The 17,779-nt window shown below is 52.4% G+C and carries 16 protein-coding genes; 6 read left to right on the top strand and 10 right to left on the bottom strand.

Annotation, left to right across the window (positions count from 1 at the left end):
- Positions 1–439: 439 nt before the first annotated feature.
- The 3 genes from KTT_RS10635 to KTT_RS10645 all read right to left on the bottom strand — a co-directional run bounded on the left by KTT_RS10635 (position 440) and on the right by KTT_RS10645 (position 3,271).
- Positions 440–1,228 (bottom strand): DUF6585 family protein, encoded by a 789-nt coding sequence (locus KTT_RS10635; RefSeq protein WP_126595949.1) that lies wholly within the window; start codon positions 1,226–1,228, stop codon positions 440–442.
- 19 nt (positions 1,229–1,247) lie between these two features.
- The gene (locus KTT_RS10640; RefSeq protein ID WP_126595950.1) at positions 1,248–2,081 is read right to left on the bottom strand and encodes a DUF6585 family protein; all 834 of its coding nucleotides are present in this window, start codon (positions 2,079–2,081) and stop codon (positions 1,248–1,250) included.
- Between the two features lie 269 nt (positions 2,082–2,350).
- Positions 2,351–3,271 (bottom strand): DUF6612 family protein, encoded by a 921-nt coding sequence (locus KTT_RS10645; protein ID WP_126595951.1) that lies wholly within the window; start codon positions 3,269–3,271, stop codon positions 2,351–2,353.
- A gap of 248 nt (positions 3,272–3,519) precedes the next feature.
- Between KTT_RS10645 and KTT_RS10650 the strand changes: the two genes are divergently transcribed.
- Together KTT_RS10650 and KTT_RS10655 are read left to right on the top strand one after the other, a co-directional pair.
- Positions 3,520–4,080: a GNAT family N-acetyltransferase gene (locus KTT_RS10650; protein WP_126595952.1), complete on the top strand. Its 561-nt coding sequence runs from the start codon at positions 3,520–3,522 to the stop codon at positions 4,078–4,080.
- 221 nt (positions 4,081–4,301) lie between these two features.
- Entirely contained in the window at positions 4,302–5,945 is a 1,644-nt protein-coding gene (locus KTT_RS10655; RefSeq protein WP_126595953.1) for a trypsin-like peptidase domain-containing protein, read from the top strand.
- An 81-nt stretch (positions 5,946–6,026) separates the two neighbouring features.
- Here KTT_RS10655 and curA read toward each other — a convergent pair whose 3' ends face one another.
- From curA to KTT_RS10680, 5 genes are all read right to left on the bottom strand, one after another.
- Entirely contained in the window at positions 6,027–7,031 is a 1,005-nt protein-coding gene (gene curA / locus KTT_RS10660) for an NADPH-dependent curcumin/dihydrocurcumin reductase (protein ID WP_126595954.1), read from the bottom strand.
- Positions 7,032–7,610: 579 nt separating this feature from the next.
- Entirely contained in the window at positions 7,611–8,237 is a 627-nt protein-coding gene (locus KTT_RS10665; protein ID WP_126595955.1) for a class I SAM-dependent methyltransferase, read from the bottom strand.
- Positions 8,238–8,369: 132 nt separating this feature from the next.
- On the bottom strand, positions 8,370–9,140 hold the full coding sequence (locus KTT_RS10670) for an enoyl-ACP reductase FabI (RefSeq protein WP_126595956.1): 771 nt from the start codon (positions 9,138–9,140) through the stop codon (positions 8,370–8,372).
- Between the two features lie 36 nt (positions 9,141–9,176).
- Entirely contained in the window at positions 9,177–9,530 is a 354-nt protein-coding gene (locus tag KTT_RS10675; RefSeq protein ID WP_160145789.1) for a rhodanese-like domain-containing protein, read from the bottom strand.
- Positions 9,520–9,777 carry a hypothetical protein gene (locus KTT_RS10680; RefSeq protein WP_126595958.1) on the bottom strand — a complete coding sequence of 86 codons (258 nt, stop codon included), beginning with the start codon at positions 9,775–9,777 and terminating at the stop codon, positions 9,520–9,522. Before KTT_RS10680 ends, KTT_RS10675 begins: the two co-directional genes overlap by 11 nt.
- 360 nt (positions 9,778–10,137) lie before the next feature.
- Here KTT_RS10680 and KTT_RS10685 point away from each other — a divergent pair, with 360 nt between their 5' ends.
- Positions 10,138–11,517 carry an IS4 family transposase gene (locus KTT_RS10685; RefSeq protein ID WP_126595959.1) on the top strand — a complete coding sequence of 460 codons (1,380 nt, stop codon included), beginning with the start codon at positions 10,138–10,140 and terminating at the stop codon, positions 11,515–11,517.
- A gap of 107 nt (positions 11,518–11,624) precedes the next feature.
- On the opposite strand, the gene KTT_RS10690 is transcribed toward KTT_RS10685, so the two are convergent.
- Complete coding sequence (locus KTT_RS10690) at positions 11,625–12,263, bottom strand: class I SAM-dependent methyltransferase (RefSeq protein WP_126595960.1); 639 nt, start codon at positions 12,261–12,263, stop codon at positions 11,625–11,627.
- 182 nt (positions 12,264–12,445) lie between these two features.
- Here KTT_RS10690 and KTT_RS10695 point away from each other — a divergent pair, with 182 nt between their 5' ends.
- Positions 12,446–13,177, top strand: a complete 732-nt coding sequence (locus KTT_RS10695; protein ID WP_126595961.1) for a hypothetical protein — start codon at positions 12,446–12,448, stop codon at positions 13,175–13,177.
- A 14-nt stretch (positions 13,178–13,191) separates the two neighbouring features.
- Entirely contained in the window at positions 13,192–14,313 is a 1,122-nt protein-coding gene (locus tag KTT_RS10700) for an aminotransferase class I/II-fold pyridoxal phosphate-dependent enzyme (protein ID WP_126595962.1), read from the top strand.
- Between the two features lie 658 nt (positions 14,314–14,971).
- On the opposite strand, the gene KTT_RS10705 is transcribed toward KTT_RS10700, so the two are convergent.
- Positions 14,972–15,721, bottom strand: a complete 750-nt coding sequence (locus tag KTT_RS10705) for an SDR family NAD(P)-dependent oxidoreductase (protein ID WP_126595963.1) — start codon at positions 15,719–15,721, stop codon at positions 14,972–14,974.
- Between the two features lie 218 nt (positions 15,722–15,939).
- Between KTT_RS10705 and KTT_RS10710 the strand changes: the two genes are divergently transcribed.
- Complete coding sequence (locus tag KTT_RS10710; protein ID WP_160145790.1) at positions 15,940–17,406, top strand: pyridoxal phosphate-dependent aminotransferase; 1,467 nt, start codon at positions 15,940–15,942, stop codon at positions 17,404–17,406.
- Positions 17,407–17,779: the final 373 nt, after the last annotated feature.

Raw genomic sequence — 17,779 nt, forward strand, 5'->3', positions numbered from 1 at the left:
GCTTGCTTGTCTCACGTGCTGTAGTATCGCATATCCGTTGTACTTTGTCAAGCGGTTTTAGAACCACTTTTTCAGCGGCTCCGAAATCTCGTCATTCGCCCCGGTCCCGGTCGGAACCGCCGCTGAAAACGGCTGGCATACCCACGGACGCAGCAAACCTGCGGCGGATAGAATTCATGAGGAGAATAATGATCTCAGAGGAGCTACATTAGCGTAGCACGGCTGATGCGAACGAACAGGAGCACCCAGCCTCATCGAGCCAGGTGATTGTTTCATTTGTTGACAGCTCGATGATTATGCCATAGCTATCCCGCTCTGTCAAGCCTTTTTGGCCTTAAATAATCATATCTTAAAAAATTGGCGGATATAATCAAAACGACGCGCCAGACCGTGTTGGCCAGCGCGCCGTTTTATCTATCGATATCGTAGGTATCGGCGATCAGTACTGCGGATATGCCTGGGGCTGACGTCGGCTAACTACGTACTGCACCAGCGACATCAGCAGGTTAAAATTAGGTACCTCGGAGGCCTTGATCGAGGACAGCGTCAGCAGGCGTCCATTCTGGCGTACCGCGACTTTGCCTTGATTCATTTCGATAGTGCCAATCTGGTCCCAGGGGATTATCTTTTTGCCATCATTGATGCCTTGCCCATTTACGTTGAGACGCCCAAAGGGGATCTGGGCTCCACTATTGAAGGCTTCGATAACCCTTGGTAACTGGACCCTGGTAACTGCTTCCTGCACCTGGGCGCCCAGCTCACTGTGGCCTTTAATGGCACTCCCATATTTCCATAACGCGCCATCACCTCGCCGTACCTGAAAATTCATATTGACTCTAGAACGGCTGCGAGTCACATTCACATACACTGCCTGAATCTGATCCCAGCGAAAGAGTTCGAGTTGAGAACCACGCGCGTGAATATAGCCCTCGTTGAAAAGATAGATGCGCCAGTTGTAGTGCTTAAGCGCGTTGATGGCCCAGATCAGAACCAGTACAGGCACAATGAGTAGATAATAAAAAAGATAGCCGGTAAATGTGATCAGGGCAACCAGGACAGCTATATCGAGCACGATAGAACCAATAAGAATACCTATAATAGCGAGAGGATTGGTGAAAGATGGTTGATATTCTTTTTTGAAGTTGCCTAACTGACTGTAAGCGGCCATCTGCTGTACTTCCGCTGGGATGGATGCCACCGCAGATGGTGCATAGGGAGATTGTGCCATCGTTTGAGAGTCCTTTCTACTAGTAGCCCGGATAGATAGGTGGAGCGGACCGTTGCATCTGGCGGCCCCGCTCGACCAGGGCCAGGAAGATGTGCATATTAGGCATGCGTGAGACCGAGATCGTAGACCAGTTCAGCATCTGTCCCTTTTTCCTGATACTGATAGTGCCACGATTCACGTTGACATCATTTAGCTCTTGCCAGGGTAGCCATTGCTGTGGGGATTTAGCCAGGCCCTGCTGGCTAACCTGCAATTTGCCAAAGGGCAGCGACTGGCCAGCATCGAAGGCTGCGATCGCCATCGGCAGTTGCACGCGCGTCAGCTCGTAATCAATCGCATTGCCGATCTCTTCAGCGTCAGCGAACCGGTCATTGAAGACGGCTTTACGACCATCGCTATCCCGTACGGTATATCTGTGCCTGGTTCCCGTGCGAATGCCATTATAGTATGTAGTGACGACCTGGATAAAAAACGCGCTGATCTGATCCCATCGAAAAGCGTCGATCTTACTACCACGCACGTACAACAAACCATATGCGCAGATAGCTACGCGCCAGGATCGATAGATAACTGGCATCAGGGCAAAGTAACCGGTAAAGATGAAGAACACCAGTGCAACCAGTAAAAAAATAATTGCACCGACTGCACTATCTCCACCACCTGACAACATGCCAAAACCGATAAAGAAAAAGATAAGCGTAACAATTACCAGTACGATAATGCTTCTTATCTGCGTTTTGCCCAGGCGAACCTTGTATTCAACCTGAACGTTTCCAAGCTGATGAGCATTGGCGTGTTGCATGGTTTCGGGGGAAATCTCTTCATGACGCAATACTTGCATCGGCTGTGCCATAGGGGCTGCACCTCCATAATTGCTTCTCAATACTATCATTCCAGAAAGAATAAGATAAAGCGGTAATGATATCTTGAAAAGCTGGCAAAGACAATAACATCAAAATGTCTCCATCAATGGTATAGAATCTATAACTTAAATTGATGTTCATGTATTATAGCAATCCACTTATCAAAAAAAAAGGTAAAATTACCATTACACGACAAGGGCGCGCTACTTTCTTTCAAGTAGCGCGCCCTTGTCGTGTAGAAGCTGTTGAGGGTTATAAATTATTGGGATAGCCCAAAGACGGTCGCGGGATTGTTGGTCGGTGTTGCGTTGGTGGGAACTTTGATGGTGACCGGCTGGTCGAACTTGCTCAGATCAACCACGGTGGTCGCGGAGCTCTTGGCCGCCGATGGACTATTGTTTGATATCGCTGTGGTGTCGGCGACGATATCCAGTTTTAACTGTGTGCGATGTACATAGAACTTGCTCTCGTCGATCCAGACATCAACTACGGCGTTAAACTGCTTGGCCGATTTCAGGATGGTGTCGATGTTTTGCTGACCCAGTGAACCTTTCAACTGAGGATTCTGGGTGAGCACCTGCTGCAGCGCCGCTTTATCCAATGAAGCGGTCAGGTGGCGCAGGCTGGGACCCGCCTGGGTGTCATCTCCATGATCGGTCAGTTTGACGTTCTGTACCAGGCCCAGCAGGCTGTTCTGATCAACGGTTACGCCAGAGAACATATTGCCGTTGACGCCCGCGATCTGCTGCTTGTCCAGCACATACCATTTACCAAGGTTATTCTGAATGTATACTTTGTTGCCGCTCACAACCTCGGCCAGCTTAGTAGTCTGCTGAGCCGAATTCACGTTCAACGACATCTGCTGCTGATCAGGACCCTCCTGATCACCGGAGCCTGTCATTGCTATGTTTACATTGGTCGCCGCAGGAGTTTTACCATTGTTGGTGGATTTGGCTTCGACAGCCTGGACGCTGGTGTTAGATTTTACGTCGATATGCGATGATTTCAATTTCTTCATGGCGTCCGCGCTCTTCTGCAGTACCTGCTGAGCGGTGAGGTCGCTGGGCTTATTGTTATTGCCCGTGTTTGTTCCTGTGGTCGTCTGGCTACACGCGCTGATGAATAAGGCAAGGGTCACCATGCACAGAAACATGAAAGAAAAGGTCTTTCCCGCTTTCATGATTAAGCTCCCTTTTGTATGTTATTAGATAATTTTCTAAATGGGATTCGATTCCTACTAAGGAATACGCAACTCGACTATAGTAAAGTTTCTAAAAAGTATAACTCTGGCAAAAACTCAGGAAAAACTAATATTAACTGTCCACTGACACCGTTATCGTGATAACATAATGACAAATATTCACTGCTATTTTCTGTACGTACACACCTCAAATCGCATAAAAAATGGGTCAAAGGATACCAACTGTGATGGTAAAAAAACCTTTTTATAAGAAGCTAGACCGGACAACGGAGCTAAAATCAATTGTGGAGAGCGATGCCCAGGAGATTTTTCATCTGATCGATACCAACCGCCCATATTTACGACAATGGCTCCCCTGGATCGATTATACACAGTCTGTGGCCGACGAGCTGGCCTATATTCGTACCGTTAAGGACCAGTATCAGGAGAATCAGAGTGTGGCGTGCGTTATCTGTCATAAGGGGGCTATCGCGGGTACCATTAGCTACCATCCTATCGATTGGATGAATCGTAAAGTGGAGATTGGTTACTGGCTGGGCGCGCAATTCCAGGGCAATGGTCTGATGACAAAGGCCTGTAGCGCTTTTATTGATTATGCCTTTGATGATCTGAGGCTCAACAAGGTAGAGATCCGTTGCGCGACCGGCAATACCCGCAGTTGCGCGGTCCCGCAGCGCCTCGGCTTTACCCATGAGGGTATCATTCGGCAGGCTGAATGGCTCTATGATCACTATGTGGATCTGCATTTCTACGGATTACTTGCCACCGAATGGAAAAAGGACAAGTAGCGGGTGGTGCAGGAGGGCGGCGAGCCCTCCTGCCGGGGTTTGGGGTGTCCCCACACTCTCCTTCCTCATCTCGCCCGCGTAGCGGGCGAATAACCCATCAAACGAAGTTTGATAAAATACCATGCAACCCTGTTACACGCAAAACGTATTTTTGCTGTAGAGAGATAATGCGCCATAAAACCACAGCGACCTCTACATATATGTAGAGATGGAATAAATATATGCATCAAAAGAATGTTTCGTTGACCAATCGTCATCCCCTGAGCTATCTGCTGCTGATAGTGGGGATACTCTGTGCTCTTTGCGCCTCCAGTCCGCGCGCATACGCGGACAGCATGCCGGGCGGAACGGTCTCCGATCCAACTGTGCGGGCGGTAGATATCGCGCAGCCAGCCGTTGTGCGCATCATTACAGCCATCCCTGCGCAATTATCGGTTCATGTTTCGTCTTCAAAGGATGTGACTTTTCCCCAGCAGAGCAATGGTACGTATGAGATAGATCTATCGGGCACAGGTACATTTATAAGCTCGCATGGTGATATTCTGACCGCCGATCATGTTGTGAGCCCACCCAAAAATCAGGAACTGTCTTCGGCTCTGTATACGCGAGCCGCCCAGGATATCGCTAATTATCTCAATACCAATCAGAAGGGCGCGACCTCGCTTACCAGCGACCAGGTAGTTCAGCAGTTGAACAGTGGACAGTTAAAGTCTACCCCTACATACCAGTCACCCAGTAGTTCGGTATTTTTGAGTACAGCCTATACGGGTCAGACAAACGCACCCGATTTTAAGAGCCTGCCGACCGGAGTCGGCGTCAATGCCGATAGAATTGAGAAGGAGAGTCCTTTCGATCAGCAAGATACGGCTATCATCCATGTACCGCTGACCGATACACTGAGCGTTCCACTAAGCGATTCAACCAATGTACATCCTCAGGATAAGCTGACGATCATTGGTTTCCCTGGTAACGCTGATGTCAGTAAGGCTCCCGATAGCCTGTTGACATCTTCCCTCAACCAGATCTATGTGAGTTCGCTCAAGACTAATGATAAAGGTGCTCCATTGATCCAGGTTGGGGGCAATGTAGAGCAGGGTGATAGTGGTGGACCTGCTCTGGACAACAATGGCAATATAGTTGGCATCGTTAGTTTTGGTCGCATCAATACCACTGGTGCGCAGAACGGGACGAGTTTTCTGCAGGCCAGCAGCAGTGCCCAGAATATGATTAAAGCCCTTAATCTGGACACTAAACCAGGCAAGCAACAGACGCAATGGAGCCAGGCATTCAATACCTACGCGGCTACCAGCTCTGGACATTGGAGTCAGTCCCAACAGGACTTCGCGAACCTGCAAAAGACTTATCCAACCTTCAAGGCTATCCAACCTTTCCAGACTTATGCGCAGCAGCAGGCAAAGAATGAACATGTGGTCCCGACGAAGACGCCAACCAGCACACCAGTCCACACCACATCGAAAACATCCGTTACCTGGCAGGCCATCGCCCTGACAGTTATCTCGGTTCTGGTACTACTCTTACTGATGGGCGTCCTCTTTATGACCGCGCTCCGTATGCGTCCAAAGGGCAGACAGAAAAAGGGAGCTGCCGCGGCTCCCAAACAGTCGGCCATGGCATCAACGACTGCGGCCGCCGACAAGAGCCAGCCCGATCCGGTCAGCAATCCCGGTACAACGCCCGCGTCCACTCCCGCCAGTAATGGATCATCGCCATCCCGGCCAGCGGCGGGTGCGCAACCCGTTGGGCAAAATACCTTATCGCTCAAAGCGTGGCCCTGCGGCCATATGAATCGTCCCAATGCCCGCTTCTGCAGCATCTGTGGCGAACCCGCCCCCGAAGAAGTATAAATAAACAAAAAACGGTGTGGCACAAATCGAGCTCAGGCTCGATTTGTGCCACACCGTTTTTTGTTTGAAGAGTTGGAGATGCTACGCCAGTTTTACTAGCTGTTTACCCTGATTCTCACCTTTGAGCATGCCAATGAATGCTCTGGGAGCATCGTCAATGCCTTCGGCGATGGTCTCGCGATATTTCAGTTGGCCGCTGGCGACCAGCTGCCCCAACTCCTGAAGGGCCTGTGGGAACAGGTCGGCATGCTCACCAACGATAAAACCCTGCAGCTTGACACGATTGATCAGGAGGGCACCAAAGTTGCGCACGGCGTGTGGCTGGGTCGCGTTGTACTGAGAAACAAATCCGCACAGTGGGATGCGCGCATGAGCATTCAAACGATCGAGTACCGCTTCCAGAATCTCGCCGCCAACATTCTCGAAGTAGACGTCAATACCATCGGGAGTCGCGGCGGTCAGATCCTCAACCAGGTGTCCGGCCTTATAATCAACACAGGAGTCAAAACCCAGTTCTTTGACCACATACTCGCATTTTGTCTTGCCGCCCGCGATACCAACTACGCGGCAACCACGTGCCTTGGCCAGCTGACCAACCACACTGCCGACCGCGCCTGAAGCCGCCGACACTACCACAGTCTCACCGGCCTTCGGCTGACCGATACTGATCAAACCAACCCAGGCGGTCAGACCAGGCATACCCAGCACACCCAGATAGGCAGAGACGGGAATCTGATCTGTGACGTTGATCTTCTGCAGACCCTTGCCATCAGAAATACCATACAGCTGCCAGCCAAAGTAACCAAGCACATTATCATCCACCTGGAAGGCAGGATTTTTCGACTCGACGACTACGCCTACGGTTCCACCAACCATCACATCATTAATCTGCATGCTGGCTGCATACGACTTGCCCTCGTTCATGCGTCCACGCATATAAGGATCGAGAGACAGGTAGAGATTTTTTACCAGCACTTCCCCATCTTTTATGGCGGGCACATCCGTCTCCACAATATTGAAATCGCTCTCCTGCACCCAACCATGGGGACGGTTAGCGAGCAAAACCTGCTTATTCTTGATTGTCATCTTCAGTAACTTCCTTTCAAAATTCACTATTGCTAGTGCCATATGTCTATAACACAGCCAGTCTGCTAATTATTTCATCCATATATCCAGACGGCCCCAAACCACAACCATTTCATCTCACTTGCCAGACTGAAGACACTCAAAAGATCCCACACGGATATTTATCAACACACCATGCCCACTGTAATGTTTCACGTGAAACATTGCGATAAAGAATAAGCCAATATGATCGCTTTTACGGGGAACATCCCGTACGTGAACAGGGGCGGCATGCACAATGCCGGATTGCTGCGTATTTGAAGAAGCAACAGCGATGAATCGGCCGCAATCCTATGCCGCCTGCAAGGGAACATTTTCGTGTTCAGAGGAACATTTTCGTATGGGGGACACCCCACCTATTCATTCCATCTGGTTGTGGGCAACAGGGGCGCGGATGCGCCCCTGTTGCCCACAACCAAAAACCAACGCGGCCGCGTAGCGGCCGCGCGTGTGGTGGCACACAAGTACCTCGATCAATGAAAACAAAATACAGTCTCTTGCAATGTTTCACGTGAAACATTGCAAGAGACATCAGCCTCCTTATGCCCTGCCTCGTAAGATCATGGATTGGAAGTGCCAGTATTGACCATTCATTGGAATGGCTTTAAAGGAGACCACGTCAAAATATGGCGCGACCGCCTGACGCATAAAATCATCGCTATGATGAGAGAAGAAGCGTGGCGGCTGGTGATGATCATCCTCGTGTATCCCTTCCTCCTCGAAGCCCCCATAGACTCCCAGGAAGAAAAGCCCACCAGGACGCAGCAGATCACGCAACTTTTGCAGGACCGCTGGTAGCTCTGCACCCGGCACATGCAGCAGACAATTCAGAGCATAGATCGCATCAAAAGAACTCTCCGGAAAATGCAGCCCCAGGAAATCCATCACATGGGCATCCAGACCCTTCTCGCGGCAGAGGTCTACCATGTCGGGTGACAGGTCCGTACACACAACCTGTAAACCATGCTCCTGAAAAAAAAGGCTATCAACCCCGGTACCAGCCCCCACTTCCAATAAAGTCTTCTTGCCCTCTTGCAGCAAGAGATCCAGGAAACTCTGTCTCTCTGCGACCTTCCATGGTTCTTTGGCCGTTTGATTACGCTGCTCCGCCATCTCGCGATTATACGACTGGCGCAGCGTTTGAATGACTTGCTGGTAGGTATCCATAACTGTGGCTCTCACCTTTCCTTAGTGCCGGACAATGGTAGTTTAGGGGATATCTCTAATGATTAGCTGATCCTTTGGTAGGGGCAAAAAAAGTGGGCACCCATCATGGATGCCCACCAGAGATTTTTACACTTACGCGCCCATAATGTTGTAGCCGGCATCGACAAACATGATCTCACCGGTGATGGCACGGGCCAGGTCGCTGCTCAAGAAGAGAGCGGTATCACCGACTTCACTCTGCTCGATGTTGCGACGCAGCGGCGCGACATGGGCCACCTGCTCACGGAAACCGGTGAGTCCGGAGACACCACGAGCGGCCAGCGTGTTCAATGGACCAGCCGAGATGGCGTTGACGCGAATGTTGTGCTCGCCCATCTCATATGCCAGGTAGCGAACACTGCATTCCAGAGCAGCCTTGGCGACGGCCATCACGTTGTACTTGGGCATCACGCGCTCACTGGCCATATAGGTCAGGGCCAGCACGCTACCGCCATGCTCTTTCATCAAGGGCTCGGCACGTTTGGCCATCGCCACCAGCGAATAGGCGCTGATATCTAACGCGGTATGAAAACCCTCGCGCGTCGTCTGCAGGAAGGGATTCTCCAGTTCGCTGGCCGGCGCGAAGGCCACACAATGGATCAGGATATCTATGCGACCACCGAGCAGTTCACCGGCTTTGGCGAACGCGCTATCCAGTTCGGCATCATTCTGCACATCGCAGGGGATAACCTCGGTGCCGGGAATCTTGGAGGCCAGGTCGCGCACATACTTCTCCATGCGCTCCTGGTACGCCAGGACCAGTTGCGCCCCTTCACGTGCCAGAGCCTGCGCGATCGCCCAGGCGATCGAGCGATGGTTCGCCACACCAAAAATAAAAGCCTTTTTACCTTCTAATAAGGGCATTTCGTTTCTCCTCTCAAATACGCTGGTTGTTAGCGCCTAGCGCTCCATTGGATAACCGCGATTGGCCCAGCCATTCATGCCACGCGCCAGGTTATAGACCTTTTTAAAACCTAACAACGAGGCGATCTCGGAAGCCATCGCGCTGCGCTGGCCTGCGGCACAGACAAAGATCACCTCTTCATCCTTCGGCAGGTTTTTTTCTTCAAGCGCCTTCCCAAAAGAATAAATGCCCTGAATGGGAACCAGCGTCGCCTGCGCGATATGTCCATAGTTCCATTCATCGGGCATGCGCACATCGACGATACGTACCCCTGAATCAACCAGGTTTTTCGCCTCGTCAGTGCCAATCGTTGTATATGGTGCTACTTCGTCATCATGGTCATATGCCATTGCTCGATTCTCCCGCTTCATATTGCTCTAGCCAGAGACGGCCTAGCAAGGTAGGAACAATCATATATTCATCACCACTATAAGCCATGGTGATATAGCCTTGATCTTCCATCTCGCGAAAATCGTCAGTTGTGAGGAAATAATCATGTAGCATACGTGAAACGTCGCTCTCTGGCAATTGCTTCCAGCTCATCAATACGCGCATAATGGCAGCATACTTGGGCCTGCTATCATCAACGGCTCGCATATACATACCTCTTTCCATCCTACATATGCTATTCATTCTAATACCTCCCACAGTGTAACAAATTCGCTAGCATACAGCAAGTGGAGAACGCCCCCGGAGAACCAACGCCCTCATAAGTTCGGACCTCGCGCCCGATCACCCACGCCATCCCCAAATCCAATGTTTCACGTGAAACATCGACCCCAAACACGGGACGCCCCACCAAGGCGGAACGCCCATGTAGGGTCGACCCTCGCGGCATCTGTTGATACTAAATAGCCAAAAGGTCTCTGGATGGGGAGGGAGACTTGCCAGAGTGGCAAATATCGAGGAACATCCAAAGAAATTGTCATCACACGTTTTCGAAAGGATCTTCCTCGTATGCCTCATCATACCGCATCTGGGCCCGAAGAGGCGAATGCCGATTCGCTCTCACAACAGATCGTTGGCTGCTTGCAGCGCCTCATCGAACCCTCTGATCCCCCTGCCGCTGCGGTGAGCCGCCCTCGTGGACGACCCGCAGTGCTCTCCTCTGAGCATCTGTGTCTGGCGGTCTTGCTGGCGCTGCTGCGCGGCTTGAAGAGCTATGCCTGCGTCTGGCGCCTGATCACCTGGTCGGGGGTCGGCCACTTTCCTCTCTTGCCCCATACTCGTGACGCCATCCGCAAACGCCTCTTGCACACCTCCCTCGACGTCTGGCAGCGCCTCCTGCTGCGCGTGAGCACCGGCTTGCATGCCCAAACCCAGGCGGTCGCCCAGTGTGATCTGCTTCCCTGGGTTTCCCATATCTTCGCTCTGGATCAAACCACGCTCGATGCCGTCCAGCGGCGCATGCAGGATGTGCGCGATGAAGCCGTGGACAGTCCACGCCTGCTGGTCGGCAGACTGGCCGCCCTCTTTGATGTCCGCCGCCAGCAATGGGTTCGTATCCTCTTCCGTGAGGACGTCTTTGCCAATGAAAAACTGCTCGTCCAGGACGTGGTGCGTGGATTGCCCGCTGGCAGCCTGCTGCTGGCCGATCTGGGCTACTTCAGCTTTCCCTGGTTTGACTGGCTCACGGACCAGGGCTTTTTCTGGCTCTCACGGATGCGGGAGAAGACCTCCTACCAGATCCTGCACGTCTTTGTGCAGCAAGGCACCACGCTCGACGCCCTGGTCTGGCTGGGAGCCTACCGCGCCGATCGCTGTGCCCACCGGGTGCGCCTGATCCAGTTTGAGCATCACGGCAAGCTGTACCAGTATCTGACCAACATCTGCGAACCCGATCGCTTGAGCATGAGCGAGGCCGCTCGCCTCTACGCGCGTCGCTGGGAGATCGAGCTGGCGTTCAAAGCGCTCAAATGCACGCTGGGCATTCGCGTGTGGTGGTCCTGCGATCCTCTCCTGGTGCTTCAGCAGCTCTTCGCCGCCTTCATCCTGGCTCAGGTGCTCCATGCGCTCCACGCTCAGGTGGCCTTCGCCGCCCAGGTCCCTCTCTTCGACGTGTCCTTGCCCGTGCTTGCCACCTTGCTTGCTCAGGCGCCCACGCGATCGGGTGGGCAGCCCCTGATCCAGCGACTGCTCGAGGTGGGTCGGCGCCAGGGTTTGATCCGGCCCTCGCGGCGCATCGAGCCAGCCGTCCCTGCTCTGCTGAGGTCCTACACCCCGGCCCCACCTGATCTGCCGACCATCCGACCGCCACGCTACGCCCATCGTGTCCGTCAGGGACGTTCGGATCGACCCGACTTTGTGCCTCGTTTTTTCACCTTCATCGTGATTTAGTATCAACAGATGCCGCGAGGGTCGACCCTACATAAGCGTTTTTCGTTGGTGGGAACGTTCCTTTTTTCGGGGCGTTTTTCGTTGGTGGGGACATTACGGGTTTCTTGTTACGCTGTTTTTCTGATTACGGCAACATGCGTCTGGCACGTTGGCTCCGGCTCAAAATAACTTGATCTGACCATCTCTACTGGCAAGCCCCATTGTTTAATCCTCCCATCGATTCTTTTCTCGGGCATATCCGTATGCCTACCGCTATATTCCGCGACCAATAAACACCCTGTAGGCTGCACATATCGCTCCAACAATCGCTGAACAAAAGCCTCCTGTAATTCTTCAGGAACATATTCAAGTAAGGCGTGAACAACATCGAATTGCCTGGGCGGCAACCAGTTCCAGGCATTACCCAGAAAGAGCTGTTCGGTATATTGAGGCAAACGTGCCCGTGCCAGATCAATTAACTTCTCAGAAAAATCAAGACCAAAGGGGTTGATCAGTAGACCGCGTTCACTCGTCCAGCGCAAAACACATTCTAGCAAATAGCCATTGGCACACCCGATATCTAAAAAGGAGCCATCTTTAGTAATACAATCAGCAACTGGCCTGCGCAACGTCTCCCAATAATCATTATCGCGAGGAGTGCGCAATCCAACACCAGATTGCTGCCATGGCTGCTTTCCCGCAATATATGCCGTTTCCAGCAACGCTTTATTGGCTGCGAACCAGCCCTCCAGTTCTTTGTCGTCCATGTTTTTCTCCAACCAGCTACTTACAATGTTTCACGTGAAACATTCAGGCTAGACACCTTATGATAATCATCCACAATAGAATGAGACGTTTCACGTGAAACATTGTAAGTAACCATAGCTGTTGAAATAAATGTTAAGATAGATGTCAGCGATAACCTGTCAACGATAGAGGCAAGAATACAATGGATACAAATTATTTGCAGCTAGCCGTAAACAACAACGCCATCTGGTGTGATACCGTCTGCCGCTCACATAATATTAGGGGAGAGTTCCACGGAACATTCTGGATGATCAAACAGCAGGCTCCTACTTACTATCCCAATCTGATAACCCTGTCTCCGGCTAGAAAACTTGATCTTCATCAAGACCCACTGGCGACATTTCTCTCGCAGCAAAAAGATTACACGATCTCCGTCAAAGATAGCTTTGCTGACCTGGATCTCGACCCGTTCGGCTTTCACCTTCTGTTTGAAGCACAATGGATCTTTCTTCGCTCTGACTCAATAGCAGTTCTTGACCAGCCATCTACAGAACTCGCATGGAAAAGGGTCGTAGAGGAAAAAGAACTTCTCGGCTGGGAGGCAGCATGGTCTCAGACAGAGCTCACGCAGAACCATATTTTCCTGGCCTCGCTCTTACATAATGCGGATATCTGTATCATGGCAGCCTATCAAGATAACCATATTGTCGCGGGCGCCATCGCCAATAAGACACCTGGCGTCGTTGGCATCTCTAATGTTTTTACGCCTGAACAGAATGCGGAACAGTACTGGCAGGGTTTGCTCGCAATGATCTCTAAACAGTATCCCGGACTTCCAATCGTTGGCTATGAGCATGATGAAAGTCTTGCCCTGGCGATACGCGTTGGCTTTACCATACTCGGACCATTGCGCATCTGGCTCAAAGATGAATAAGGAGATCAAAAACAATGCACATTCCTGATTTTAAATTGGAGCGCTACTTTGCTCGCTGGGAGTTTGTCGCCCCCTATATGCTGTCCAGCTCTGATGTTGATGGTTACCAGATGAGTGATCTGCTGGCACTGGCGGACCCCGAGTGTCGCGAACTGTGGCAGAATCTGCCGTTGGGATATACCGAGAGCGCGGGACATCCGCTGCTGCGACAGCAGATTGCTCGCCTCTATCAACACATATCCACCGAGAATGTGTTGACGTTTTCTGGCGGCGAGGAAGCAATCTTTGCCCTTACCAATGTACTGCTCCAGCAAGGCGACCATGCGATTGTGACCTGGCCCGGCTATCAATCTCTCTATAGCATCGCCCAGGCCACCGGCGCCGAAGTCACCCTCTTAGAATTGCAAGAAGAGCAGGGATGGCAGCTCGATGTGGCTGCTCTGCGTAAAGCGCTACGCCCTGACACTCGCCTCATCGTCATCAACTTCCCACACAATCCCACCGGAGCCCACCTGGATCGCCAGACACTCGATGAGGTGGTAGCGATCGCCCAGGAAGCGAACGCCTATCTCTTCTCTGATGAATCATATCGCTTCCTCGAATACCAGCCCGAGCAAACCTTGCCCGGCGCAGCCGATCTCTCGCGCAAAGCCATCTCCCTGGGCGTGATGTCAAAGTCTTTCGCCCTGGCTGGACTACGCATCGGCTGGCTGGCAACGCAGGATACAACCCTCTTGCAACGTGTAGCGGCCTTCAAAGATTATCTCTCTATCTGCAACAGCGCCCCCAGTGAGATCCTGGCCCTGATCGCCCTGCGTGCCCACAGTCAGATTATCAGCCGCAGCCTCGACATCATCCAATCAAATCGTTTGCTCCTTAACCACTTCTTCCGCCAGTGGTCGGACACCTTTTCCTGGCATCCACCCCAGGCAGGAAGCATCGCTTTTCCACGTCTGCGCACCAACCAGCCCATCGCCAAGTTCGCCCAACAACTGGTGCAAAAAGAAGGCGTCATGCTCCTACCCGGCACAGTCTACGATCATCCCGGCAACAACTTTCGCATCGGCCTCGGACGCAAAAACATGCCCGAAGCCCTGAGCAGAGTAGAACACTTCCTCCAGCAACACCGAACATAGCTCTCACCCCCTCACCATAAGTTCGGACCTCGCGTCCGATTACCCCACAACCCAAAATCCAACGTTTCACGTGAAACATCATACTCGCATAATGTTTCACGTGAAACATCACTCTCCGATTTCTCTCTCCACAATCTATTCGCATCCCCCTCAAAGGCAACTTAAGAAAGCTTAAGAAAGGCAAAACACAAACGAAAAACACCTCTACTCGCTCTAGAAGCCGATTCATCACCCCAACTAAAGAACTAAAGACCTTAAGAAGGTTAAAGTACTTTTGACACAGCTTTACTCCCCTTTGCCAGGTCATGGTCGTATAGGTATATCAAAGGTCTCTTATCCCTCTTAAGCACTTAAGTTCTCAAATCTCGATATAATTCATCACCCTTCCCATCACCCAAAGCAAGAAGCAACACGGAACCTCCCCAAACCCCGAAACCTCCCCACCAACGAGAAACGTAATTGTAGGGTCGACCCTCGCGGTCGACCGGGCTGCCGTCGCTGGCGCTGGCAGCCCACGTACCCCCACGACCCCGCTTCCCCTGTCTTACACGCCCCTCACGTCGTCCCCACCCGCAACCTCCCGCACACGTACTCAAAAGCCAACGCCCATTTCTTCGCAATGTTTCACGTGAAACATTACATCCAAAACACCACGCGCCTAACGCATAATCTCGCCACCATTCACCAGCAGGGTCTGACCGGTCATAAAGGAAGATGCCGCTGAAGCCAGAAAGATGGCCGTCTGCAAGATGTCGTCGGGCGTTCCCCAGCGTTTCATAGGAATATCCTGGACTGCCTGCTGGCGCGTCTCTTCAGATAGCGTCTGGGACCATTCATTTTCGATACGGCCAGGGGCGATGCAGTTGACGCGCACATGGGGAGCAAACTCTGTGGCCAGGCAGCGCGTCAGTGACATGATAGCCCCCTTGCTAATGGCATACATCTGATTAGGCAGACCCGGCGCACCATCCAATGCACGATCCCAGCCGGTTGTAATAATAGACCCCCCCTCGCGCATATATGGCTGCACCTCACGGCAGCAGCGCCATGTTCCCATGATATCGACACCAACCATGCGCTCAAATATCTCTATCTCGCTCATGCCCCTGGTCTCCGCGCTATTGGCGCTGGCACCGGCATTGTTGATCCAGACATCGATCAGCCCCAGCACCTGGCGGGCGTATCGCACCAGTTGAGCAGCTTCCTCCGGCTTGCACAGATCCGCCTGGTAGAGAAATACTTTTCCTCCCTTCTCTTCGATCTGCCGCTGTACCTCTTCGGCTCCCTGCCTCGATTGGGAATAATGCGCCAGAATGGTCGCCCCTTGTTCCGCGAATCCCAGCGCCAGCCGCTTTCCAATGCTGCGACCGGCTCCCGTGATCACCACGTTTTTATTCTCAAATAACATCTGCGCTCCTTACATCAACATGTATTAACCAACTCTTGAGTTTATTCTCTCATATCTATCGCTTACATTTATACCACCTGCACTACACCTTTTCGCCACCCCTGGATTGGTGTTACACTAATAACGTCAAGCCGATCAGTGCTGATCGACAATCCTCACGTGAGATGTTTGCACTATGTGGAGTGCGAGGCCGCACATATGAAAGGAGTACCCCGTCCGTGAGCCAGTATACCTCTGCTATAAATTCTTCGGATTCTTCAGTACCATCCAGGTTGTCGGACTCTGAGCAGCGCACACTTCTGCGCCAGCTCCGTAGCGAGATTATAGAGCGCTACCGTCCACATATTAGAGAAGGGGCCGGACCCATTCGTGTTATGGCCCGTATCGTTGCTGAACTGGAACAGACCTGCCGCCAGCATAATATAGATGATCAGATTATTCGCGCTGAGGTGGTCAATCGCACAATAGGTGATATCGATCTACGCCAGGCGGTAGAGTGCGAGGGCGAGGAAGGCGGCCCGGAAGATTATCGCATCCTCGCCGATGAATTAGGCATCGCCTTGCCCGGCGAAGAACTCTATCACTATACCGCCACCGGAGAGACCTACTACTGGCTGCGCGATCAAATGCTGGAGTGTGAGCGTCTCTTGCTCAGCCAGGGATTCGATCCACGCGTTTATGATATCTATGGCATCGGTAATCCTGTTCTACGCGGCTGGCTGGCCCAGGAGATGGGACGCTGGGGCATCGAGGTGACCCACCACAATGTCCATCTCAGCCTGGGAGCTATGGATGGCATCGATAACGTCCTGCGCGGCGTGGCCCATATCTATCGTACGCGGCAGGTTGAGCAGGTGGGCATTCTGTTCCCCGAACCCGGCTTTGGTGTCCCCGAGTGGCAGGCCCTTAGCTATGGCTATCAGATCCACCGCTACAAGACCTCCGCTGAACATCGCTTTAAACTGACCGGGGCCCAGCTGGAACAGATTCTCGCCGAGAACCCTGATATCCACGTACTCTATCTGACCATCACCAATAATCCAACCGCGTTCGCCTATTCACCTGCCGAACTGGAAGAGCTACACGCCGTACTCGCTAGCTTCCACGCTAAGGGCCGAGAGATCCTGACGCTGGCTGACCTGGCATATATCGGCACGGGAAAACCTGAAGAGGATCAGGCACGCATGGCGACCTTTATCAAGCCAGAAGTGCTGCAGCATACCATCTTTGTCAGTAGCTTCTCCAAGACGCATACCCTGACCGGCGAGCGCTTCGGCTGGGTTACCTGCGGCGATCCCAATATCGCGGCCGGTATCGCGGTCAGCTGGAGCAATGGACTGGCGGCCCTGCCCGGTGAGTGGCAGCTGCGCTTCATGGCCTACTATCGCCTCCTGCAAACTCGTCCTTGGCTGGGCGAGAAGCTGCGCCGCTTCTATCGCCTGCGCCGCACACAGCTAGTCAAACAGCTACAAGAGATCAACGAAGAGTTTCATCTCTTCCAACAGATTTATATAGATGATGACGCCACAGTCTACAACTGGAGCAGGCTCAATGAAGGGATAGATGCCTTCGCGCTCTTTGAGAAGACCGGCATTGCCGGAGTTCCCGGCTCGGGCTTCGGCTACGATGACGAGTATATACGCTTCTCCATCGGCGTCATCCCCATCATCCCTGGCGACCTTTAGAGAGTTGTCTGACTCTCGTCGTATTGGGGTATGTAAGCGCCCCCCGCACACGCGTCCGCATGCGCGGCCGCACAGAGTGTTGAGTTGGTGTATGGTGGGTGCGCGGATGCGCACCCACCATACACCAACTCAACACTGACTCCTGAGCACCACAGGTGCACAAACAGCCCTTTATATATTTGTGTCCTGGCGGCGCACCCACATCCCATACGCCAACTCAACACTGACTCCTGAGCACCACAGGTGCACAAACAGCCCTTTATATATTTGTGTCCTGGCGGCGCACCCACATCCCATACGCCAACTCAACACTGACTCCTGAGCACCACAGGTGCACAAACAGCCCTTTATATATTTGTGTCCTGGCGGCGCA

This window comes from Dictyobacter aurantiacus (assembly GCF_003967515.1).
In the GTDB taxonomy this organism is placed as follows: domain Bacteria; phylum Chloroflexota; class Ktedonobacteria; order Ktedonobacterales; family Ktedonobacteraceae; genus Dictyobacter; species Dictyobacter aurantiacus.